The 20,744-nt window shown below is 68.9% G+C and carries 24 protein-coding genes; 6 read left to right on the top strand and 18 right to left on the bottom strand.

Annotation, left to right across the window (positions count from 1 at the left end; all coding sequences use genetic code 11):
• Positions 1-26: 26 nt before the first annotated feature.
• The 11 genes from ACFC1X_RS08800 to ACFC1X_RS08750 all read right to left on the bottom strand — a co-directional run bounded on the left by ACFC1X_RS08800 (position 27) and on the right by ACFC1X_RS08750 (position 8,503).
• Complete coding sequence (locus ACFC1X_RS08800) at positions 27-1,067, bottom strand: hypothetical protein (RefSeq protein ID WP_376350103.1); 1,041 nt, start codon at positions 1,065-1,067, stop codon at positions 27-29.
• Positions 1,064-1,732: a hypothetical protein gene (locus ACFC1X_RS08795; RefSeq protein WP_376350101.1), complete on the bottom strand. Its 669-nt coding sequence runs from the start codon at positions 1,730-1,732 to the stop codon at positions 1,064-1,066. Before ACFC1X_RS08795 ends, ACFC1X_RS08800 begins: the two co-directional genes overlap by 4 nt.
• A gap of 62 nt (positions 1,733-1,794) precedes the next feature.
• Positions 1,795-2,256, bottom strand: coding sequence for a pilus assembly protein TadG-related protein (locus ACFC1X_RS08790; protein WP_361644047.1), 462 nt, complete (start codon positions 2,254-2,256; stop codon positions 1,795-1,797).
• Positions 2,253-2,687 (bottom strand): TadE/TadG family type IV pilus assembly protein, encoded by a 435-nt coding sequence (locus tag ACFC1X_RS08785; RefSeq protein ID WP_376350098.1) that lies wholly within the window; start codon positions 2,685-2,687, stop codon positions 2,253-2,255. The genes ACFC1X_RS08790 and ACFC1X_RS08785 overlap by 4 nt, the downstream gene beginning before the upstream one ends.
• Positions 2,688-3,194 (bottom strand): TadE family protein, encoded by a 507-nt coding sequence (locus ACFC1X_RS08780; RefSeq protein WP_376350095.1) that lies wholly within the window; start codon positions 3,192-3,194, stop codon positions 2,688-2,690.
• Between the two features lie 55 nt (positions 3,195-3,249).
• Entirely contained in the window at positions 3,250-3,510 is a 261-nt protein-coding gene (locus ACFC1X_RS08775) for a hypothetical protein (RefSeq protein WP_031035077.1), read from the bottom strand.
• Between the two features lie 74 nt (positions 3,511-3,584).
• Entirely contained in the window at positions 3,585-4,505 is a 921-nt protein-coding gene (locus tag ACFC1X_RS08770) for a type II secretion system F family protein (RefSeq protein WP_376350091.1), read from the bottom strand.
• Positions 4,502-5,554, bottom strand: coding sequence for a type II secretion system F family protein (locus tag ACFC1X_RS08765; protein WP_376350089.1), 1,053 nt, complete (start codon positions 5,552-5,554; stop codon positions 4,502-4,504). The genes ACFC1X_RS08770 and ACFC1X_RS08765 overlap by 4 nt, the downstream gene beginning before the upstream one ends.
• A 7-nt stretch (positions 5,555-5,561) precedes the next feature.
• The gene (locus tag ACFC1X_RS08760) at positions 5,562-6,869 is read right to left on the bottom strand and encodes a CpaF family protein (protein WP_376350087.1); all 1,308 of its coding nucleotides are present in this window, start codon (positions 6,867-6,869) and stop codon (positions 5,562-5,564) included.
• On the bottom strand, positions 6,866-7,765 hold the full coding sequence (locus ACFC1X_RS08755) for a hypothetical protein (protein WP_376350084.1): 900 nt from the start codon (positions 7,763-7,765) through the stop codon (positions 6,866-6,868). The genes ACFC1X_RS08760 and ACFC1X_RS08755 overlap by 4 nt, the downstream gene beginning before the upstream one ends.
• 18 nt (positions 7,766-7,783) lie before the next feature.
• On the bottom strand, positions 7,784-8,503 hold the full coding sequence (locus ACFC1X_RS08750; protein ID WP_376350081.1) for a hypothetical protein: 720 nt from the start codon (positions 8,501-8,503) through the stop codon (positions 7,784-7,786).
• Between the two features lie 523 nt (positions 8,504-9,026).
• Between ACFC1X_RS08750 and ACFC1X_RS08745 the strand changes: the two genes are divergently transcribed.
• The 3 genes from ACFC1X_RS08745 to ACFC1X_RS08735 all read left to right on the top strand — a co-directional run bounded on the left by ACFC1X_RS08745 (position 9,027) and on the right by ACFC1X_RS08735 (position 12,976).
• Positions 9,027-9,929 carry a hypothetical protein gene (locus tag ACFC1X_RS08745; protein WP_376350078.1) on the top strand — a complete coding sequence of 301 codons (903 nt, stop codon included), beginning with the start codon at positions 9,027-9,029 and terminating at the stop codon, positions 9,927-9,929.
• Between the two features lie 65 nt (positions 9,930-9,994).
• A complete protein-coding gene (locus ACFC1X_RS08740) occupies positions 9,995-10,741 on the top strand; it encodes a hypothetical protein (protein WP_376350075.1) in 747 nt (248 codons plus the stop codon).
• A 90-nt stretch (positions 10,742-10,831) separates the two neighbouring features.
• Positions 10,832-12,976: a hypothetical protein gene (locus tag ACFC1X_RS08735; RefSeq protein ID WP_376350072.1), complete on the top strand. Its 2,145-nt coding sequence runs from the start codon at positions 10,832-10,834 to the stop codon at positions 12,974-12,976.
• A 52-nt stretch (positions 12,977-13,028) separates the two neighbouring features.
• Here the strand turns inward: ACFC1X_RS08735 and ACFC1X_RS08730 are convergent, their stop codons facing one another.
• From ACFC1X_RS08730 to ACFC1X_RS08720, 3 genes are all read right to left on the bottom strand, one after another.
• Positions 13,029-13,631 (bottom strand): hypothetical protein, encoded by a 603-nt coding sequence (locus ACFC1X_RS08730; protein ID WP_376350069.1) that lies wholly within the window; start codon positions 13,629-13,631, stop codon positions 13,029-13,031.
• Entirely contained in the window at positions 13,612-14,229 is a 618-nt protein-coding gene (locus ACFC1X_RS08725) for a hypothetical protein (protein WP_376350066.1), read from the bottom strand. The genes ACFC1X_RS08730 and ACFC1X_RS08725 overlap by 20 nt, the downstream gene beginning before the upstream one ends.
• Before the next feature lie 269 nt (positions 14,230-14,498).
• Positions 14,499-14,792 carry a GntR family transcriptional regulator gene (locus ACFC1X_RS08720; protein WP_376350064.1) on the bottom strand — a complete coding sequence of 98 codons (294 nt, stop codon included), beginning with the start codon at positions 14,790-14,792 and terminating at the stop codon, positions 14,499-14,501.
• 163 nt (positions 14,793-14,955) lie between these two features.
• Here ACFC1X_RS08720 and ACFC1X_RS08715 point away from each other — a divergent pair, with 163 nt between their 5' ends.
• From ACFC1X_RS08715 to ACFC1X_RS08705, 3 genes are all read left to right on the top strand, one after another.
• On the top strand, positions 14,956-15,252 hold the full coding sequence (locus ACFC1X_RS08715; protein WP_376350061.1) for a hypothetical protein: 297 nt from the start codon (positions 14,956-14,958) through the stop codon (positions 15,250-15,252).
• 567 nt (positions 15,253-15,819) lie between these two features.
• On the top strand, positions 15,820-16,476 hold the full coding sequence (locus ACFC1X_RS08710) for a hypothetical protein (protein ID WP_376350059.1): 657 nt from the start codon (positions 15,820-15,822) through the stop codon (positions 16,474-16,476).
• Entirely contained in the window at positions 16,476-17,498 is a 1,023-nt protein-coding gene (locus ACFC1X_RS08705) for a hypothetical protein (RefSeq protein ID WP_376350056.1), read from the top strand. Before ACFC1X_RS08710 ends, ACFC1X_RS08705 begins: the two co-directional genes overlap by 1 nt.
• 196 nt (positions 17,499-17,694) lie before the next feature.
• Here the strand turns inward: ACFC1X_RS08705 and ACFC1X_RS08700 are convergent, their stop codons facing one another.
• The 4 genes from ACFC1X_RS08700 to ACFC1X_RS08685 all read right to left on the bottom strand — a co-directional run bounded on the left by ACFC1X_RS08700 (position 17,695) and on the right by ACFC1X_RS08685 (position 20,732).
• Positions 17,695-18,288: a hypothetical protein gene (locus ACFC1X_RS08700; protein WP_376350053.1), complete on the bottom strand. Its 594-nt coding sequence runs from the start codon at positions 18,286-18,288 to the stop codon at positions 17,695-17,697.
• A gap of 754 nt (positions 18,289-19,042) precedes the next feature.
• Positions 19,043-19,708, bottom strand: coding sequence for a hypothetical protein (locus ACFC1X_RS08695; protein ID WP_376350050.1), 666 nt, complete (start codon positions 19,706-19,708; stop codon positions 19,043-19,045).
• On the bottom strand, positions 19,705-20,388 hold the full coding sequence (locus ACFC1X_RS08690; RefSeq protein WP_376350047.1) for a hypothetical protein: 684 nt from the start codon (positions 20,386-20,388) through the stop codon (positions 19,705-19,707). The genes ACFC1X_RS08695 and ACFC1X_RS08690 overlap by 4 nt, the downstream gene beginning before the upstream one ends.
• Complete coding sequence (locus tag ACFC1X_RS08685) at positions 20,385-20,732, bottom strand: hypothetical protein (protein WP_376350044.1); 348 nt, start codon at positions 20,730-20,732, stop codon at positions 20,385-20,387. Before ACFC1X_RS08685 ends, ACFC1X_RS08690 begins: the two co-directional genes overlap by 4 nt.
• Positions 20,733-20,744: the final 12 nt, after the last annotated feature.

Genomic DNA, 20,744 nt, shown 5'->3' with positions numbered 1-20,744 from the left:
GAACCTGTCGGGTTCTCCGCGCGGTGTCAGCGGTTCACCGACTGAATCTCCTGCACCGTCACGTCCTGCGTCGCCCCGAACGTGCCGTCGGGGAGGTCGCCGCCCTCGCCGGTTGTGCTCGTCCAGGTGATGTTCCAGGTGACGGTGGCCTGGAGAGGGTATGGGCCGTCGGAGCCGGATGCGCGTAGGTAGGTGACGCCGCAGGGTGGGGTGTCGTTGGCCTTGCCCTTTGTGTACGGCTCGCCGATGCTGCCGTCGGCGTTGATCTCGCAGTCGCCCGAGGCCGGGTGAGTTTGCGCGTCGCTCGTGCCCGGGTCGATGTGCAGGGAGACGGGTTCGGCGGTGGTGGTCGCGGAGAGGCCCGTGCCGGGGAGGCTCGCCGTGACCGAGATCTTCTTGAACTTCGCCTTGTCCAGCCAGATCCAGGTGGGCAGGTTCACCTTCGTCGCACCGGCCGGTGCCAGGTTGATTTCCGTGTCCGGGACCGGGAGTTCGTCGTAGGCGTACTCGGCCAGGACCTGGGGGCTCAGGGCGAGGGGTTCCTCGGGGGTGTCGCCGTTGTCGACCCAGAAGGGGGGCTTGTCGCAGGCACTGGCCTCGGGGTCGTCCTTGCGGTTGGGGTTGACCGCGGCTGCCCAGAACATGCCCTCGCCCTGCTTGTCGAGGTTGTAGTCCTCGTAGGGGTGGCCGTCCTTGTACCGGTGGTCCAGGGTGTCGCCGAGGAAGTCTCCGACGCCGCCGATGAAGGGCACGCCGTCGATGCTCCGCCACAACTTGACGGTCTTCTCGATCTGCTTCGGCGAGAAGGCGGGCTCGTACCAGCAGGCCGGGGGCGTCCAGTTGCTGTCGGCGGACGAGAGTGTGCCGGTCTTGGGTGCGCTGCTGCCGTTGACGCTCGTCTGGACCTTGGTCTGGACGTACATGGTGCGGCCCTTGCGACCGCCCTCGGCGTCCTTGCTCTTCCCCGTCGTGTTGGTGCGGTCGGCCCAGGCCAGCGGCGCGGCCTGCGAGGTGATCAGCAGCGCGACGACGGTACCGAGGGCTGTGCGACGGGCGGCACGGTTCACGGCTGGCACACCTCGCTGCCGCGTTCCGAGGTGCTCTTGGTCGTCTGCCAGACTCCCTTGTCGTTCTTCCGCAGGCGGTCGTTGTAGTGGACGTAAGAGTCCTTGGTCGCCTCGGTCACGTTGATTTTGTCGGTCTTGACGTCCCTGGTGTAGCCCTTGGACTCGTCCGCGCAGTAGGTCAGCCCGGCCGAGCCGTCCTTGCTGAAGGTCACCTGCCGATCGAAGTAGCGGACCGTACCCGTCACCGTGACGCCGTCCTTGACGAAGCCGGTGATCCACTCCACCGAGCCGAGGTAGGCCGAGTCCTTGCTGTAGAAGGCCACCGAATCCGACTTGGGGTCCTGTTTTCCGATCGCTTCGTCGACGGAGCGCAGGTACTCCGCGTTGTCCCTCAGTACGGCGTCCGCCTTGGCGTCTCCCGTGGACTCCGGGGTGAAGACCAGGCTGTCGCCCTCCGGCAGGCTGACCTCGGGACGGTCGATGCCGTCATCGGCCGCCGTCGGCGACGCGGACGCCGAAGCCCCCGTGTCCGCTCCCGCGATCTTGTCCTTGCCCGAGTCCTTGGGCTCGGAGTCGGAGCCGCCGCAGCCGGAGAGGAGCAGGGCCACGGCCGTCGTCAGGGCGGCTGCCGCGGTGGCGGTGGTCGAGGGCGTGCGTGTGCGCATGGGGGTCGTACCTCCGTTTGTGTGTGTGGGGGGGGGTGGCGAGGAGAAGGGGCGGCGTTGCGTCAGCCCACCTCGTTCTCCGCCACCGCCTGGCCGTGGACCACCACGTCGCCGCCGTAGAACATGCCGGTGAAGACCGGGGAGTACGTGAGCTGGACCTCGACCTCGACCTGGGCCGCGTCGGCCGTGACGCAGTGGGTCGCGGCGATGTCCGCGCCGGTCATGTCCATCTCCGCGGCGAAGGCCTTGACCCGGGCGTCGCAGTTCTCGTAGTTGATGGGGGCGGGGCCGCCCACGTCGTCGTAGAGGGCCTCGCGGTCGATGTCCTGGGCGGCGTAGCGCGCGGCCTGTTCGGCGATGTCCGCGGCGCGTTCGCGCTTCGAGATGGACATGCCGCCGTCGATGACGAAGGCGGAGAGGGAGAGGAAGACCAGGGCGAAGATGATGACCGCGCCGGCGCCCGAGCCGCGGTCGTCCAGGTGGGCGCGCCGGGCCGCGAGCCACTCGCGTACGGGAGATCTCACGCGGTCCTCCGGTACGGGTCCAGCGGGGAGCTGAAGGTCGCCGACAGGGTCGTCGGGACGTTCAGGCCGATCGAGTCCAGGCCGCGTACCTCGCAGCTCACCTCGACCGTGAAGAGGGTGTCCGGTTCGAAGCCGGCGCTCTTCTGGACGACCGAGACGGGGCCGGAGCAGACGTCCGTGAGGTTGGACTCCGCCGCCTTCCTCGCCTCCGCGATGGCCGTGCCGTGGTCCTTCTGGATCGAGCCCGCGCGGGCGGCGTCCCGCGCCGCGCCGTCGAGCGCGCCCCGGCCGTCGACCAACTGGCCGAAGGCCACCAGGACCAGGATGAAGAGGATCATCACCGGGGCCAGGATGACCACCTCGATGGTGGACAGGCCCGCGTCCGTCCCGGGCCGGCGGCGGCGGCTCTTCGTGATGCTGGAGAGGTTCATCTAGTTCTCGCCCTCCTGCACGAAGCGTTCCACCGGACCCATCGACTGCGCGTGCACCGTCAGGTCCAGGCCCGGGAACACCGTCGGGATGCGAGCCGTGATCTCCACGCCCACCGTGTCCTGTTCCGGCTGGAGCAGCTTCACGTCCGGGGACAGGACCAGCTGCGGGCCGAGTTGGCGGATGTAGCTGTCGACCACGTCCTGGGCCTCGCCGCGCCAGCCGCCGGGCTGGGCGTCGGCCGTCGCGCGGGCCTTGCGCGCGCCAGCCTGGGCCGCCGCCTGCGCCACGTGGTCGGCGAAGAAGTACAGCCCGAACTGCACCGTCGCGAAGATCATGAAGAACAGCACCGGCGTGAGCAGCACGAACTCGATCGCGGTCATGCCGGAGTCGTCGCCACGGGTGGCCGCGGCCTCCCGCGCGGTCTCCACCCTGCGGCGCACCCGTCTGCGTACGCCGCCCAAGGCGCCGCCGAGTACGCCGAGTACGCCGCGCGCGGCACCCGGCATCCCCGTCCCCGTCCGTCCCGTCACATCGTCCCCGTCAGCGCCGTACGTCGGCCGGTCAGCAGGTCTTGCCCGCGTCCGCGCCCTTGATGCAGTCGCCGACCTTGTTGGCGCCGTCGCTGAGCGCGGCGTTGATGATGGCGGCCACCACGCCGACGATCGCGACGACGACCGCGGAGATGATGACCCACTCGACCGCGGACGCGCCGCGGTCCAGTTCGCCGGAGCGGGCGCGGTCCACGCGGGCCCGCAGGAAGGTGATCAGGAAGTCCACGGGCACGATGCCGGTGGTGCCGGTGCGGAAGTTCCGTCCGTTCATGGTGAGTCTGTCCTCTCGTGTCAGTTCTGGGAGCGAAGCGGCCCGGAGTGGCCTGGCGGCTGGCGTCACTGGCGTCACACCTGGAACACCCGCATCGCCGCGGGATAGATCAGGAACACCAGGAACCCGGCGCACAGCAGGAGCTGCGCCACGAGCATCGACTGGGACTTCTCGCCCGCGCTGCCCTCGATCTCGGACAGTTCGCGGTGGCGCATGGTCTCCGCGCGGGAGGCCAGGGACTCCCGGACCTTCGCGCCGTCGTCCGCCACCAGGGCGAGCGAGGCGGAGAGGTCCTTGAGTTCCTCGACGCCCAGGTCCTCGCCGAGCTGGCCCAGCGCCTGCCACTGGCTGGTGCCGGTGATGCGCGCGTCGGCCAGGGCGTTGCGGATGCGGTGGGTCGCCCAGCCGTCCGACACCTCCGCCGCCGCCATCAGGGCCTCGGGCAGACCGCGTCCGCCGGCCAGGCTCATGGAGACCAGGTCCAGGTACGCGCCGATGACGCGCCGCAGGTCACGGCGCTTCTCCTGCGCGTCCCGGCGCACCTCCAGGTCGGGGAGGAAGAAGAAGATCGCCGCACAGAGCAGGGCCAGCCAGACCGGGACGATCGGACTGTCGTTGAAGCCGAGGGTCCACACGATCGCGAACAGGAGCGGGCCGAAGAACAGACCGCCCGCCGCCAGCAGCGCCTTCGTCGCCAGGAACTTCTCCCAGCTGCGGTCCAGCACCGCCAGGTCCGCGCGCAGCGAGCGCTGCTCCCAGCCCTGCTGGAGGTACAGCTCGGCGACGCGCGCGCCGACCTGGGCCCGCAGCGAGCCGAGGCGGCTGGTGTCCTGCGCCGCCCGCGACGACCCGTACGCCGCCCCGCGCGCCCGCATCGCGTCGATCCGGGCGACCTGCTGGATCGGGCTGCGTCTGCTCGGCATCAGGGCGCGGACCAGGGCGTAGATGCCCAGGCCGATGACGGCGCCGACCAGGACCGGCATGGTCAAGTTCATCGTCGTACCCCCTCGTCCCCAGACGCCTGCGACGGCTGTGCCGGTTGCGGCAGTCGCTGCGCGGGCTGCCCCGGCTGACCCGGAAGACTGGAGTTGGCCTGCTGACCCGGGGTGCGGGGACGTACGAACTGCACATCCGAACCGTCCCGGACCAGGAAGCGCTCCGGCGTCTCGATGGTCGACAGCTTGCGCAGCCACCAGAAGCCCAGCGCGAACAGCCCGCACACGCAGGCCAGCACGAGCTGGCCGACGGGCGAACCGTACGGCTCGACGAAGTCACGGTTGAAGACGGACAGGCCGAGGACGAACAGCACCGACACCGCGACGACGATCTGCACCGAGCGGCGGGTCGACGCGCGCTGCGCCATCACGCGCTGGCGCATGTCGACCTCCTCGCGCGCCGACTTGGCGAGCGCGCCGAGGACCTGCCGCAGACCGGGGCCGCGCAGCCGGGCGTTGAGGATCAGCGCCGCGACGATGATGTCGGCGGACGCGTCGTTGATCTCGTCGGCCAGGTGCTGGAGCGCGTCGGGCAGCGGGGTGCGCGAGCGCAGCCGGTCGACCAGGGAGTCCAGGTGCGGGCGGAGGACCGGGGCGGCGGCGCGGGCCGAGGCGGGGATGGCCTGCTCCAGGCCGACCGCGCCGGCGATGGTGTCGCGCAGCGACTCGGTCCAGGAGGCGAGGGCCTCCACCCGCTTCATGGCGGCGCGTTCCTCGGCGGCACCGCCGAAGAGGCGGTCCCAGAAGAAGACGAGGACGCCGGCCGCGATGCCCAGCACCGCCCAGCGGGTGAGCAGCAGGACGACGAGACCGACGATGGCCGCGAGGGAGCCGCGCCGGCCCGCCCAGCGGATGAGTTCGTTGGCCCGCTCGCTCGCCTGCCGCTTCTCGTGCTCGGGCTTGACGGGCAGTCCGCGTACGGCGACGAGGAACAGGGCGAGGCCGCCGCCGACGGCGACGCCGCACCCGATCGAGTAGAGGACGGTCGTGGAGAACAGGCCGCCCATGGAGCCGAGCGAGTCGAGGGCCGCGAGGGTGTTCATCTCCATCTCCGCGTCACCCCCACGTTCCGTTGGGCCGGTAGCCGTAGGCGATGAGTTCCTCCAGGCAGGCTATGGGTGCGTGCGGTACGACCTGGCCGTCGGGCGCCTCGGCGAACACCTCGCTGGACAGCACGCGGCCGTCGACGCCGTTCACCTCGCGGACCGAGGTGACCACGCGCTGGAGACGGCCGCCGCTCTGGAAGTTGTTGCGCCGCTGGACGAAGACGACGAAGTTCACGGCACCGGCCACCAGCATCTGACTGGCCTCGATCGGCAGCCGCTCCGTCGCCTGGAGGGCGTACGTGGAGATGCGGTTGAAGACCTCGTGCGAGCTGTTGGCGTGGATCGTGGAGAGCGAGCCGTCGTTGCCCTGCGACATCGCGTTCAGCATGGTCACGATCTCGTCGCCGAGCACCTCGCCGACGATGACGCGGGAGGGGTTCATACGGAGGCTGCGGCGGACCAGTTCCGCCATGCTGATGGTGCCCTGGCCCTCGGAGTTGGGCAGCCGTTCCTCGAACGCGACCACGTTGGGGTGCAGGTCGGGGAAGGTGTCGAGGCCGAGTTCCAGCGCGCGCTCCACCGTGATCAGCCGCTCGTGCGGCGGGATCTCGTTGGCGAGGGCGCGCAGCAGCGTCGTCTTTCCGGCGTTGGTCGCGCCCGCGATCATGATGTTCTTGCGGGCGCGGACCGCGCAGGCCAGGAAGTGGCCCAGCTCGGGGGCGAGGGTGCCGTTGCCGACCAGGTCGGAGATGAAGACCTTGCCCATGCGGGCGCGGCGGATGGAGAGCGCGGGGCGGCGGGCGACGTCCATGACCGCCGACAGACGCGAACCGTCCGGCAGGCGCAGGTCGAGCTGCGGGTTGGCGGAGTCGAAGGGGCGGGACGACAGACCCGAGTAGGCGCCGAGGATCTGGATCAGCTCGATGAGCTCCTCGTCGGTCTCGGCGACCGGCTCGCCGCGCGCCTCGCGGCCGTCGGAGTAGCCGACGAAGACGTGGTCGCAGCCGTTGATGTCGATGTTCTCGACCTCGGGGTCGTCGAGGAGCGGCTGGAGCCGCCCGACGCCGAACAGCGCGGCGTGCACGGCGGCGGCGTACGCCTCCTCCGTCTCCGCGTCCAGCGGCGTACGCCCGGCGTTGATCTCGGCGCGGGCGTACTCCTCCAGGATCTGGGCTATGACCGCGCGCGCGTAGTGCCGTTCGTCCTCGGTGGACATCGGCGTGACGCCGCCGACCTGGTCCTGGCGGCGCTGCTCTGCGATGCGGTCGCCGGCGTCCTGCCGGAACCGCTTGACCAACGAGTGGTCGACAGCGGTCATCGGCCGGCCCCCGCGTGGCCGGACATGCCGGTGCCGGCGGGTCCGGCGGGTCCAGTGGGCCCGGGTCCGGGTCCGGGTCCGGGTCCGGTGGGCATCGACCAGGCGGCGCCGAACTGCTGGTACAGGTCCGACGTGACCTTGCGGGCCGAGCGGATGAGCAGCGACTTCTCCAGCCGCCCGCGCCTGCGCCCGGCCAACTGGTCGGCTCCCGCCGGGTCGTCGGCGATCGTGCCGACCACGCGCGCGCCGGTCTGGGCGTGCACGAGCATGTCGTTGACCTGGCCGGACAGCTTGGCGGCGTTGTTCGTGTCGGCGACGAGGACGACGCCGATCAGCGGCATACCGGCGTTCGCGGCGCCGCGCGGGCCGCCGTGCAGCTTGTTGGACAGGGCGGCGGCCCGGTCGCGCACGCGGGCGATGGCCTCCGGCTCGGTACGGGAGACGAGGAGGACTAGCGCGGCGTGCGGGAACAGCTCCGCCACGGGGGTGTCGCCGCTGACGCGGCCGCAGTCGGCGATGACGTCGGCGGGCGCGTTCGGGGAGTCGGCGAGGGAGGCGAAGGCCCGGCCGAGGGTGGGCCACAGGCCCGCGAGCCCGGCGGCCTGCTCGGAGATGCCGAGCCCGACGAGGACTTCGAGGCCGCCGCTGAGGGGCTGTACGTGGTCCCAGAGCTGGTCGGGTACGAGGCCGCGGCGCGCGGTGGCGGCGATCGACAGCATGCCGGTGTTCGGGTTCAGCGGACCGCCGTGCGCGGCGGCGGACCGGTACACCAGGTCACCGCCGGCCGGGTCGGTCTCGGCCAGCAGGACACGGCGCGGCCAGACCGCCGCGAGGGCGACGGCCGCGGTGGTGACGCCGGGGGAACCCTTGTCGGCGGCCAATGCGATGAGGGCCATGGGATGTGGGGTCGCCTTCTAGTTGCCGGGGATCAGAACGACGGCGACCTCACCGGCGGACGCGGCCTGCGTCAAGGCCGCGGCGTCGGCGGCGTCGACGGTCAGCGTCACGGGCAGGTTGGTGCTGGTGATGGTGTCGCCCCCGGCCTCTTCGGCGTCCTTGACCACCGCGCGCTCGACGAGCAGGGAGTTGTCGGCACCGGCCGAACCGGAGGCGCCGTCCTGGTCGCCGCTGCCGGAGGTCTTGCTGCCGACGCGGTAGACGGCGACGTTGTCGCCCGAGGACAGGCCCTTCGGGTACTGGCCCTCCTTGAGGGAGGCGCCGACCGTGACCTTGCCCTGCTCCATCTGGGTCTTGGCGGCGAACATCTGGCCCACGACCACGGTGCCGCTGTAGATCGTGGACTTGGCCTGGAACTTCATCAGACCCTTGCGCTGGTCCCACGGCACGAAGTCGGCGCCGGAGTCGTCGTTCACCATGACGACCTTGATGTTGTCCTTGTTGATGGACTCACCGGGCTTGATGTCCGCCGTCACCTGGATCGCCTCGACCCGGTCCCCGACCCGCAGCACGAGCATCGTCGCCCCGAGCGCGCCCAGCAGAATCAGCAGCACCGCCAACGCCGCGAGCGCGGGCTTGCGCTCGCGAGGAGGGCTGGGAAGCCGGTCACCGACCGACGGCTGAGCCGGAGCCGCGGAACGCCCCGCGCCCGCCCCCGTACGCTCCTGGATCTTCACGCAACCGCTCCCCGTACGACCAAGAATTTGTCTGTCACATTCACACCCGAATACAGACCCGAATGCACACCCGAGCCATGACGACCCAAGTACGCAGAATCATCTGCAAATTCGGACACTCCGCCCGCGTCCACCCGACCGGTGGCGTCCCGGGACATCCCCTGACGCACCCGTCCGACCTGGGCGAATAGCCAGCAGTGAGGCGGGTGTCAAGCCATCGCACCGTATCAGCCGCACATAAGCCCCTCAAGGCGTCCCCGCCCCCCGTCTCCCCACCCCGTCCACCGTTACTCATCTGCAACTTCGCGTCCACGGAACCCCCTTGAGTACCGCGCGACAAACGGCACTTCAACTGTGCACGCGCGAATCCACGAGCGGTACCGGCGGACGCCGTCCGCGTGCTCTTCGTCACGGTGCAGCCATGATGCCTGCACGATTCACTCACGAGGGAGCGGAGCGGCCGTGCCATGATCTTCGCTCGGATCAGTGACGGGGCGAGCACGGAGAGATCACCGGGGCATCGATGGACCTTCTTCCTGTGAACGGGGCGGCGTTGGCCGCCGACCCGCGGGCCGCGGAGGCGATACGCGCCGTGAGCGCCCGGCACGAGGTCGACTACATGGACGACGGCGCGGTGAGCGCGTTGCTCGCGGAGCGGCGGCGGGCGATGGACGCGGAGCGTCGGCACCCGTCCGCATGGCTCGGGATACTCGCACTGACGGTGGGCCTGCTCCTGCCGTTCGTCGTTCCGATGATCCGCACGCTGAGCGAGCACCGCCTGATCGCGGTACTGGCCGCCTCGGGGTGCCTCGTCGTGGTCGGCACGGCCCTGGTCGTATACGCGTACACCCGCTGGAAGCGCGCGCTGAACCACCCCACGCTGGCCGGCTACCGCGAGACCTTGGGCATCGCCCGCGCACACGGCATCCCACTGACGCACGTCCCGCCGTGGCTGGAGGGCAAGTCGTCGCCCGCGGGCGGGAAGGGGGCGGCGCCGGTCCCGTCGTATCCGCCGGTAGAGCCTTCCGCCGAGGCCGACCAGATGCGGCAGGCTGACAACCTCGCCCCCGCGACCCCCACCCCCGCCCCCGTCGCCGTACCGCCGAAGCCCGCCGCCGTGTCGGAGTACGAGTGGAGGGTCAACGAGGGCGGTTGGCACACCGAGGCGGGCTGTCTGCTGATCCTGCTCGGCGGTGGCGGCGCGGCCTACGCCGCGACGTCGAGCGAGCCGGTCGGCTACGGCGCTCTCGTCCTCGTGCCCGTGGCCCTGTACGCCTGGCTGGTCGGCAGCCGCCAGGGCAACGAGAAGGAGCGCCTGCGACAGGAGGCGCTGACCTACGTACGGGCGATCGCGGACGCACAGGCGGCCGGCGCCCAGGTGCCGGAACTCTCCTTCGAACTGCGGAAGCTGGTGGACGAGGCCTAGCCGCCGAAGCTGCAGCCACCTGCCCTTATCTCTTCCTCTCTCTCCCCCCCACCAAGGAGCCCCTGATGAACCGCGCCACGAAGACCACCACCCTCTCCGCCCTGACCCTGCTCTCCCTCGCCGCGCTCACGGCGTGTGGTGGGGACTCCGGCTCGGACGCGGACTCGGCGGAGAAACCGGCGGCGACCGCTTCGGCGGAGAAGCAGGAGACAGCTGAGGAACGGCTGAAGCAGTTGGTGATCACCAAGGCGGACGTCTCCGGCATGGACGTGTCCGATGCGGATGTGTCGAACTCCGACAACAGCGAGTTCGCCTTCGCCAAGTCCCAGCAGGAGGTCACGGTCGAGAAGCCCGTCTGCGCCCCGCTGGCCTACGCCATGAACCAGCTCCCCCTCGGCAAACCGCAGGCCGACCTCACGCGTTCCGTCTCCAAGGGTCTCAACGATCCGTTCACGTACGTGATGCTCGCGACGTACGAGTCGGGACAGGCCAAGTCCGAACTGACCGGCCTGTCCAAGGCGGTGGACGCGTGCGGTGACGGCTTCACGGCCAAGGCGAACGGCAACACGAGCACGTACGACTCCGTAACCGCCGAGAAGCCCGTGGCGGAGGCCGGTGAGGAATCCGTCGCGTTCCGGTCGACGCTGACGTTCCAGGGCGTCACACACACCGTGCACACCCAGGCCGCACGCAGCGGTGACGTGCTCGCCGTGTACTTCTCGGTCGACGGCATGGCGATAGCCAACGCCAGGCCGAGCGACGCGAAGCTCTCGCCGACCGTGGTGAAGGCCCAGAACGCGAAGCTGGGTTGAGGAAGCGCGTTTTCACGGCGGCGAAGCCGTCAGTAGAGTGCCGCGGGCACGAAACCCACGACCGGGACGGGGGCACGGGGAGTGCGAGTGGTGACCACACTCACGAAGGCTGGACGGCCGCCGACCGACCACACCGCGAGCAGCGTGATCCGCCTGCTGCTCACCCTCTGCGGCCTCACCGTCCTGCTCCTCACCTCGGCGACCCTGGCGGCCGTCCCGGCCCGGGCCGACGACGCGTCCGCGGCGAACCAGCCGCCCGCCCAGGCCGCCTACCTGGCCGAGCGCCTCCGCGAGAACCCGGTCCACGTCACCGACCAGCTCCCCCGCGAGATCCCGCGCTCCATGGCGCCCGACTTTGCCCGACTGGCCGAGCGCACCGGTGTACCGACGTACGTACTCGTCCTGCCGAGCCAGAGCGGCTTCGGCGAGGACCTGCTGGGCGCGGTGCACGACAGGCTCGGGCGCGACGGGCTCTACGTTCTCCTCGACGAATCGGGAGTGAGAAAGGCGGCGGCATACGGCGTAAGCGCCCCCGCAGAGGCCGCCCAAAGGACCGCCGCCTACGAGCTCCCCTTCGACGCGGGCGCGCTGCGCAACTTCGAACGCTTCGTGGACGTCGTATCGCAGGGCCCAGAGAAGGCCGAGGCGCGGGCGGACGCGGCCGGCGAGAAGCTCCGGGACGGCTACGAGCCCGAGGAGATGTACATCGGCCCGTCCGACCGTCAGAACCAGTCCTTCGTCACGGGCATCGCGCTCACCGGCGTACCGCTGACGATCCTGCTGCTGGCGCCGTGCGTGCGGAGGGCGCGGCGCCGCTTCCCGCGAGCGAAGCCGCCCCGCCCCGCCGCGACCCGCCCGAAGTGGCGGCGCCTGCTCACCCCGGGCCTCGCCCTCGCGACCGCGACCGCGATCGCCCTCACCGCTCCGCTCGTCTTCGACCAGACGAAACGAAGTGCCGCTCCGGTGCCCAGCGCCGGCGACATGACAGCACGCGTTGAACGGGTCGCGGAGGGCCTGGCCCGCGACCCGGTCTACGTCGACCCGGAGAGCCCGCAGCTCCTGGACGCGGCCCAGCTCTCCCGGCTGCACGACCGCATCGAGCGGTTCGGGCGTTCGGAGGGCGGCGGCCCGGTGTACGTCACCGTCGTGCCGCACCTGTCCGAGGACGCGTCCGCCGGCGACGAGGAGTTGTTCGCGGCCGCGGTGCGCGCAAAACTCAGAAAGGCTGACGGGGTCGGCGAGGCAGACGGCGTGTACGTCGTCGCCGACCCGCTGACCGGCTACATCGACGCCGTCAACCACGGCCTGCGCCTCGAAAGTCTCCGCCTCCTCTTCGACCTCCCCGAGTCCATCGCCTACGGCGACGACCGGGCGAACGAGGCCGACGACCACCTCTTGGGCGAGCGCCTCGACGCGCTGATGACGTACCTCGACAAGTCACCGCGCACCGAGGAGCCGACCACCTCCGGGGACCCCATGCGCGCCCCCAGCCCCAAGGCGGAGAACAGCCTCCCGCCGCTCTTCGCCACCGACTTCTGGCCGGGCCTGTTCGTCGGCGTGGTGGCGGCGCTGCTGCTGCTCGGCCTGGTGGCGGGCGTCCTGGGGATCGTGGGCGCGGTGCTGCGCCGGCGCAGTCCGGCCCCGCTGCCGACGGAGGGGTTGCCCCTGGTGTCACCGACGGAGCCGTCGGAGGCGTATCTGCGCCGTACGGCGCGTGCGGAACTCGAGGCGGCCGCGTTTGCCTTCACGACCGTCGACGAGGCGCCCGACGCGGAGGGTGAGGGCTCCGCGTCCCGCATCGCTCCCGCCTGGGACCGTTTCGACGCCGCCATGCTCCTCGTCGGCGGCGACGTGGACGGCCTGGGCTCCCCGAGCACCGACCCGGCGACTCTCCTGGCGGTCATCGTCCTCGCCCGCGCGGCCCGCAACGCCCTCGAGGGCGACACCAACAACCGCTGCTGCGGCGTCAACCCGCTCCACGGCCCCTCGGCCGGCCGCCGCCACGTACGAGTCTCCGCGGAGGGCAACCGCAGGCGCATGCTGTCGCTCTGCCCCCTCTGCCTGGACTCGGCCGTCGCCGCACCGCGCGAACTGCGCGAGCGGATGCTGACGCTGCCGGGCCCGGCGGGCACCCGGATGCCGTACGAGGAGCCGGAGGGGAGCCTGCTGTCGGTGCTGGGCGACGGGATCTCACGGCTGGCGGACAGGGTGCGGGAGACATCGCCTGTCGATTGAGCTCGGGGCTGCTCCCCCTGCTGGTGCCGGTCGGAGGAGGCACCCGAGCCGACTACCGTCCGGCGGCAGCGCGGCGGCTCTTGCCCTTGCCCCTCTTGCGCAGCTTCCGCAAACGCTCCCGCTCCCGCGCACGGCGCTCTTCCGTAACGGCGCGGCGCCAACGGTAGTAGAGCCAGCCCATTCCGCCCGCGACGGCGACATACGCGAGCGCTGCCGGCCCTGCTCCGGGGATGTACGCACAACCCGGCTCGTACGATCGACAGTTCTTCCCCGGAAGGCCACTGATCAGAAACACCATCGGCGCTATCGCGGCCACACCGCCCGCAACTCGGACCACGATGTCCACCGCACGCGGCAACCCACTCGTGCGGGCCGCGCCGCCGAAGCCGTCGAACCGGCCCCGCAGAACACCGGCCCACCCGACAAGACTGAGCAGTCCCAGCACGCCCCCGACTGCCCAGGGCCCACCAGGCATGTCGTAAAGAGTCGGCGCGACGTGACGCGAGAACCACCGCGTGCCGCCAATGGCGAAGAACAGTGCCGGCCCGCCCACCGCGAGGTACAACAGCAGCCCGGACACGTCCCGCTTCCGGAATCGAGCTTCCCCGCTCGCCTTCTCCTTGGCCGGCACCTGCTCACCCTCCGTTGTACGCACGGTCCCACCTGCTCTGCCGCACTCCGCCCCAGGTGCCCATCACGACCGCCGCCCCGAAGAGCACCGCGAGCAACCCTCCGTTCGAGCTGCTGTCCCTGTCCGTGGTCGGGCTGGCGATGCCTTCGGGGTCGTACCGGACGCGCAGCTCGTCGCCCTTCTCCACCCAGTCCTCGCAGCCGTCACCCTCCGAGAGCGAGGGCGAAATCTCCCGCCCGTCGCCCGAGCGCAGGTCGCAGTGGTTGGTGCTGCTGTCGTCCATGTCGACGACCACCGCCTCGGTCCACGCACCCCGGTCCGCCAGGGCGACCTGACCACCGGCGTCGGTCCCCAGGAAGCCCATGGCCATCCCGGCGGTCAGCGGCACGATGAGCTGCCACGCGAGCTTCCTCTTCTTGCGAGGAACCCGCCGCAACGTGAGCAACGGAATGAGCAGCGACGCAAGCGGGAGCACCAGGATGGCAAGCAGCGCCCCTGCGCCCCGCACCGCAGACGGGAACGGCACGACAGGCCCCAGCCAGGAGAGCCCCAACGAGCCCCCGGCGCACACCAGACTGAACAGCAGCCACCGGACCCAGTCCACGCGCCACCACACGTCCATGCCGCGTCGCTCCGGCCGAACAGCGGCCCTGGCCCCATCCTCGGATATGTCGTCTGCCACGTAGCCCCTCGCCCCTCAGCCGCACCTCGCGTGTCCGGGGCTCACCCTAACGAGCGCGCGTCGCCGCAACTGCCCGCGGGAACGCGGGCGCCGGCCCGAGGTCACGTACTCAACCCGCGTCGCGCCTCGGGAACGTCCCCGTATCGATCTCGACCTTGTAGCCCTCGGGGACGGCACCCCGCTCGATCAGGACGACCGCCCCGGCACGTCTACTCCTCGGGAGCGCCGTCCGTCGCCTCTTCGGTCTCGGGGGGATACGCGACGAAGGTGCCCTTGGCGGGGAGAGTGACGACCAGACCACGATCACGCAGCTCTCGGGTTGCCCGGCGAGCGGTCAGATGCGCGACTCCGTACTCCGCGGCAAGGTCACGCTCACCCGGCAGTCGGGCGCCAGGCCGCAGCTCTCCCCTGGAGATCCGTTCGGCGATGTGATCGGCCATCTGCATGTACACGTAGGCGATCTTGTTCGGGTCAATCGGCGACTGCCCTGAATCCGGCGTCATATCGAACAACGTACGACAGTGGTCAGCACCACGTTTCGCTGGAGCACACCTAACCGCTATACACCGCCCAGCTGCACTTTGTAGCGTTTAGCTCCGTGACAATACCCCGGCGACGGGTGGAGACCGTCCCGGGGCATGGCCGACGCTGCAAAGGAGCGCCAACATGCTGGACCTTACCGTCCGCTTCCTCGCGTGGATGCTGAGCATCTTCACGCCGAGCCCGCCGGGCCGCCACCGCCTGGGCGCGACGCCACCCCTCCGATTCATCCCCGCACCGCCACCCCGTTTCACGGAGATCCTCGACGGCAACGCTTCCCGGCTCGTGCGCCCCTACGTCCTGGACCCGACCGAACGCCGGCATCAGCGCGAACGCCGACGCGCCGCCCATCTGGCGACACTCGGCATCGATGTCGGCCCGAAGCACATCCACGGCGTACGAGTACCGGCGGCCACCCGATGACCCGCCCCACCGTGCGGATGTGCGCCCGCTGCCAGCGCACCACGGACGAACCTGTCCTGGTCCACGAGGTCCACGCCGCCACAGGCCCCGGCTTCAACGTCTACGCGTGCCCGGAGTGCGCTCCGCAGTACCCGCCGATGACAGACCCACTCGGAATCCTCGACTCCGCCGCCCGCCGCCGCTCCCGCCTCACGCTCCGCGTCTACAGGGTCGACGCGGAAGGGTCCGTGACCGACTCAGGACGCAGGGTCGAGGTCCAGGCAGGCGGCCCCTCCGAGCCGATCCCTTGTTCCTCGGCGTACCCGCCGTGCGCATGCCCGAGGTGCGAGAGCCCGAGGTAGCAACGAAGACACCACACACCAACCCTCACCCCGCCCCGGACGCGACAATCAACCCGTCCGGGGCGGTCGCCCGTTTGAGCACAATCAGGCCACAGGACACGACCCACGATCATGCATAGGCACCGAATTGCCCCGATTCTCGGCGTAGTTCGCTCTGGCGAAACCGGGAACCTCACAGATACCGTCAGTAGCGTCGACCGCACTTCTGTCTCACGGGGAGTTCACTGTGAAGCGCCGTTCTTTGCCCGTTGCTGCCGCGCTTGCCGCGTCAGCAGCCCTGCTGCTGACGGCCTGCGGCAGTGGGGGAGGTAAGTCCAACGACGAGGACAAGATCGCTGGAGCTGACACCGGCGACTCGTCGACATCGGCGCCGGCGTCGCAAGGCGCCGGAGCTGATGTCAGCCGTCCTGACCTCTCCCTGCCTGCTGACGTGAAGGAAGTCTTCGAGGACTGGAAGACCGGCGACGCCATCAAGGACGCCGTCCTCGCAGACGCGGGACACTCGATGACCGCGGTCACTCGGGCCATCACAGACGGAGCCACCGAGTCACCTGCTCTCACCTTCTACTACAAGGACGAGGCGCTGGCGGGAGCTGCGCAATGGGTGCAGACCTTCGTGGACCACGATGCGACCATCACCGGTACCACGCGCTACTACGCGCCAACTGTGGACCTGTCCGGCAAGACCACGGCGGCGGTCACGCTCTGCGCGGACGAGAGTAAGGCGTTCAACAAGTCCCGAAAGACGAACAAGGTCGACCGCAGCGCCCCCTCCGACAACTCCTACGTGTACTACGTCAGCCGAATGGAGCAGAACTCCAAGGGGATCTGGGTCACAACCAAGGTCATTTCCAAGCGGGGGAACGAGAAATGCATTCCGTAATGTCGACCAGAAGGCTGGCGCTGCCCGCAGCAATACTCTTTGTCAGCACCTTCCTAACCACGGGTTCAGCCCACGCGGAGATCGGCTTCGGCGGATCACGAGGAGAGGCCGACACCAGCAGCGATGCAAGCGGGCGCACCATCACTTCGCAGGTCACGTTCAACACCTCCAAGAACGGCAGCGGCGAGTCGACGGGTTCCCTGACTGCCGTCGGCGACTACGACCCGCCTGCCTGTTGGTACGAGCCGAAGTGGACGCCCGAGGAGTATGAGAAGGAGTTCAAGCGACGCTGGAACGTCGGACACTTCAGTGGCGCGGGACAGGGGTATGCCGCCGAGAAGTCTCGCTACGTCGAAGGGGATCCCTACAAGGACTTCAACAAGGAGAAGTCCGGCGAAGGCATGTTCTGGGGAACGGTCTACGACTGGGACCGCCTCGAAGGAGATGACTACCTGGCGTGCAGCCAAGCCGACTTCTGGGTCGACAACGGCGACGATCCCCCCGTAGAGGGGGCCATCGACAGCGAGACTCTGGCGAAGCTCGCATACAAGCAACTCCAGGTCCCTGACACCGAGGTCACTCTCGCCCCCGAAGAGGCTACAAAGGTCAACCTTCCGACCTGGGCCTGGCTGGACAAGGCCGACTTCCACGAGGTTTCCGTCACCGCGTCCCTCAACGTGGGCGGTTGGAATCTCTCTGCCACCACGACGGCCAAGCCCGTCTCGCTGAAGCTGGAACCGGGAACCGGGGACGCCACCATATTCCCCGCCTCCGGCGAGTGCACCATCAGTGCCGACGGCTCCGTCGGTGAGCCCTACGCCAAGGGCAAGTCCGATGAGACCCCGCCCTGTGGTGTCACATACCTCCGGTCCTCCGGTGAAGGCACGTATGACCTCAAGGCGACCGTTACCTGGGAAATCGCCTGGGAAGGCTCCAACGGCGAGGCCGGCACGCTCCCGGACGGCACCTTCGGCAATGAGCAGGCTGTGACGGTCCAGGAGATCCAGGCGGTCAATCGCTGATGGGCCGGGGGCCGGGGAAAGTTGACGCGGGTCGCGCGCTCCCGCCTCGGCATTCAGGCCGAGTGTGCCGCCTGGTGCCGGATCGCCAAGATTCCGAAGCCGCCAGGGCAACTGCACAGCGCTGCCGGCGGCGAGCCGTTGCGGCCCGCCCTCATCAGGCCACTCGGGATCCGCGGCGTAGCGGGAGCCGCTCTTCTTAGAAGCCCACGGTCAGCGTCTCCGCAATACTGTCCGCGGCATCCTCCATCTCCTCAGCCAAGCCCGGCACAGTCCACGACATGAGCAGCATCAGCGCCGACTCGGCGCCGGTCGGCAGGACCCCGTATGTCAGCGTTTCCATGAGGGTTCCCGGGCGGCGACGTGAACGACTGTCGGTGGCGAAGTTCTGCCTGATGCGCACCGCAGGGCCGATAGGCAGGTCAGTGTGGGAGATCTTCGGGGGGCCGAAATCGTCGGCGCTGAAGGTCTCTGCCAGCCAGTCGAGAGTGATCTCCGGGACTGTGTCGTCGGGGTGGATTAGGTCGACTTCCAGGATCGCGAGGGCGAAGTCGAAACCATCGGGGTAGAGAGCAAAGGCGTAGAAGGGTTCGCGGCTGCGACTGTCCTCGGCCCGGGACCGCAGATCCCTCCTCAGAGCCGCCTTGTCGAGGTCGTAGCCCTCCGCCTTGCTGCGGTCCCGAAGCTCCGCCGCAGTGGCCTTTGACCAAATCCGGACATCGTCCGACGGCTCGATCGGGAGCGGCACCCAGTCGTTTGAGGTCACAATGCCGACGGCACTGATGTCACTCACCGGTGCCGTCACCGCCCATCCACGTCAGCGATCCCGCTACAGGGTCGAAGAGATCAACCATGGCGTCGGCAATCTGTACCAACGGCGTGGAGAAGGTCATGAGCAAGTGGGCCCCGGTTCCTGGCACTGGCAGCTGGTAGTCGAGCCTGACCGACGGCAGCGTTCCTCAGCTGTCCCCGGCAGGCCGGCGGGCGGCGCCTGATCAGGCCCACCTGTTGCTCGGCGAACGCGTACGGCTGTTCCCGCGGCGAGTTCGACGGCCTCAACTTCCGCCTGCCCGTCGGACGCCAATCGGGGCGCGATGGCCTCAAGGCTCGGGGCAGTTCCGCTGGGCGGGGCCGGCACAAAAGTGATCAGGAGAGAGGCCGGAATCGTCCAGGGCCCTGCTTGCTGCAAGCTGAGGTACAACTCGATCCCGCCCTCGTGGAACGCAGCAGTTCCCTGCTCAAGCAAGTCCTGCCGCAGCTGCCGTTTGATGTGCGGGGCATTATCCATGCCCTCGAACCGGCGGGTCACCAAGGCATCGACCGAGCGCTCACGTCGCTCGGGGTCGATGTCCAGACGAAATCAGCCCTTCCGCAGGGTTCGCCCGGTTCTTGAAGTCGCGGTGGATCTTGGAGAGAGCGCTGCCGCTCTCCTTGATACGCGTAAGGTCGGCAGCCTGATCCGACATTACCCGCCTGCGACATACGGTCACATTCGGGCTGAAATATGACTTCTCATACTACCCTCTATCGACAGGATGCCTATGCGCTCACATGCCACCCCTTGAGGAATTCCAGGCATCTGCTTCCTCATCCGGACTCATCCGAATGGTGCGGGCGAATTCATCGATATCATCGAGAGCTCGGAGAATCCGGCCGGCGTCAGGGTCGGCCAGGATGATCAGGACGTCCGCGGCTTCCGTGCCCTTCTCGTAGCGCCAGGCGTAGCGGAGGCCTACGTGCACCTCGTTGCTGTCTTCGTCCTGGTAGTAGCGCAGTACCCGCAAGCCGGTTCCCAGATGCGGGGAGTCGAAGTCCTCGACGATGGGGGGCTCGACGGTGTAGCTCGCGTCGGCGTGGGTCAGCGCACGCAGTGCCGTTTCCCGGTCCTCGCCTTCCTCGATCTCCACCAGATCGACGTACACGGGGAGTGGGATTTCCCGTGGGTGCGGGAGATGGAGGAAGACCTCGAAGTCGGGAAAGGCTGCGGGGGCCCTGATGGCGAACATCAGCAGCATGTTGGTTAGCAGGCCGACTTCGCCCGGTTCTGGCTTCTCCGACGCGAAATCCTCCCAGAGACCCTCGGCAAAGTAACGGGCCCACGCCTCAGGCGTTTGTGCCTCCTCGACGTCCTCAAGCCCCGGTTCAGGCCACATGAGCGGGATGCGAATCCAAGGGGACAGGTCCATGGCGTGCTTGACGTTGAGCCAGCTCACTCGTAGCTCCATTTAAACGTGGTGACCACCGCGTCGAACAACTCGACCAGCACGCCGGTGAATTCACTGTCGAGATCGCCGTCACCCGGTGTGGAGAAGTTGATGCTGATCCAGCGACCGGGATCGTCCGGCACGGGAATCACATAGTCGACCCGCCACGTCGGCAGGGCGGTCTGCTGTACGGCTTCGGGTGCGGAACTCAGCTTCTCCTCGTCAGGAGTGGAGCGATACGCTCGGCGGAGTGCGGATGCCCCTGCCACGTCAACCTTTGTCCCTGTACCACCGGGTACGTCCTCGTTGGCCAGTTGAGTGATCACTGCCTGGTGAGGAACCGCGTGGGCTTGGCCGATCGGCAGCTCTGCGACGATGAAAGAGGCCATGAGGAAGATGCCCCCGCGCGGCAGCACCGGAAGGTAGAGGTCAAGGCCACCGTTTCTTCTGGCCGTACGCGCCTGCCTCTCCAACTGGCGACGCACGTCCAGTCGAAAGCGCATCGCGTCGTCCCGGGGAATACCCTCCGGGACTTCCCCCATGTGCGAGAAGAGGATCCTCTCCAGCGCTTCCTTCGTGCCCTCACGCAAGGGGATGCGGACCCAACCGGGCGGCAGGATGAGCTCATAGCCGCGGGGAGCGGTCACCTCGACGCGGGGCGACTGTTGCTCCGAATCGGACGTGCTCATGCGCCGGCCCGCCTCTTGAGCTGCCGGTCGGCCACCAGGATCGTCAGGCAGGAGAGCATCGGAATCACAGCCAACCAGCTGTAGCCGATGGCTCCGATGATGTTCCAGACCAGGTACATGACTGCAACGATCTTGATCGTCTGGGAGAAGTTGGCGCCAACCTGCGGATTGCGGATTAGTTCTCGGTTCCTGAAAAACAGGATTAGCATCAGTACTGGCGCGATCATCATCGGCCAAGCCACGTAACCGTAGGTGAGCCAGTCGATTCCTGCGTATTCACTTCCGATATCCTGGAAGGCAAGACAGAGAATCGGCGCCAGCGTGCACGCGGCAAGGAACTTCATGGCCTGCGATTC

Source organism: Streptomyces sp. NPDC056128 (genome assembly GCF_042263835.1).
Lineage (GTDB): Bacteria > Actinomycetota > Actinomycetes > Streptomycetales > Streptomycetaceae > Streptomyces.
Note: the sequence above shows the minus strand (reverse complement) of the source record. Positions and strands in the feature narration are given on the sequence as shown.

What these genes read in the sequence shown, in the direction of transcription:
- ACFC1X_RS08795 (WP_376350101.1), bottom strand. Translation starts at nt 1,732, where the DNA reads ATGCGCACACGCACGCCCTCGACCACCGCCACCGCGGCAGCCGCCCTG.
- ACFC1X_RS08785 (WP_376350098.1), bottom strand. Translation starts at nt 2,687, where the DNA reads ATGAACCTCTCCAGCATCACGAAGAGCCGCCGCCGCCGGCCCGGGACG.
- ACFC1X_RS08780 (WP_376350095.1), bottom strand. Translation starts at nt 3,194, where the DNA reads ATGCCGGGTGCCGCGCGCGGCGTACTCGGCGTACTCGGCGGCGCCTTG.
- ACFC1X_RS08775 (WP_031035077.1), bottom strand. Translation starts at nt 3,510, where the DNA reads ATGAACGGACGGAACTTCCGCACCGGCACCACCGGCATCGTGCCCGTG.
- ACFC1X_RS08770 (WP_376350091.1), bottom strand. Translation starts at nt 4,505, where the DNA reads ATGAACTTGACCATGCCGGTCCTGGTCGGCGCCGTCATCGGCCTGGGC.
- ACFC1X_RS08765 (WP_376350089.1), bottom strand. Translation starts at nt 5,554, where the DNA reads ATGGAGATGAACACCCTCGCGGCCCTCGACTCGCTCGGCTCCATGGGC.
- ACFC1X_RS08760 (WP_376350087.1), bottom strand. Translation starts at nt 6,869, where the DNA reads ATGACCGCTGTCGACCACTCGTTGGTCAAGCGGTTCCGGCAGGACGCC.
- ACFC1X_RS08755 (WP_376350084.1), bottom strand. Translation starts at nt 7,765, where the DNA reads ATGGCCCTCATCGCATTGGCCGCCGACAAGGGTTCCCCCGGCGTCACC.
- ACFC1X_RS08745 (WP_376350078.1), top strand. Translation starts at nt 9,027, where the DNA reads ATGGACCTTCTTCCTGTGAACGGGGCGGCGTTGGCCGCCGACCCGCGG.
- ACFC1X_RS08740 (WP_376350075.1), top strand. Translation starts at nt 9,995, where the DNA reads ATGAACCGCGCCACGAAGACCACCACCCTCTCCGCCCTGACCCTGCTC.
- ACFC1X_RS08725 (WP_376350066.1), bottom strand. Translation starts at nt 14,229, where the DNA reads ATGGACGTGTGGTGGCGCGTGGACTGGGTCCGGTGGCTGCTGTTCAGT.
- ACFC1X_RS08720 (WP_376350064.1), bottom strand. Translation starts at nt 14,792, where the DNA reads ATGACGCCGGATTCAGGGCAGTCGCCGATTGACCCGAACAAGATCGCC.
- ACFC1X_RS08715 (WP_376350061.1), top strand. Translation starts at nt 14,956, where the DNA reads ATGCTGGACCTTACCGTCCGCTTCCTCGCGTGGATGCTGAGCATCTTC.
- ACFC1X_RS08705 (WP_376350056.1), top strand. Translation starts at nt 16,476, where the DNA reads ATGTCGACCAGAAGGCTGGCGCTGCCCGCAGCAATACTCTTTGTCAGC.
- ACFC1X_RS08690 (WP_376350047.1), bottom strand. Translation starts at nt 20,388, where the DNA reads ATGAGCACGTCCGATTCGGAGCAACAGTCGCCCCGCGTCGAGGTGACC.
- ACFC1X_RS08685 (WP_376350044.1), bottom strand. Translation starts at nt 20,732, where the DNA reads ATGAAGTTCCTTGCCGCGTGCACGCTGGCGCCGATTCTCTGTCTTGCC.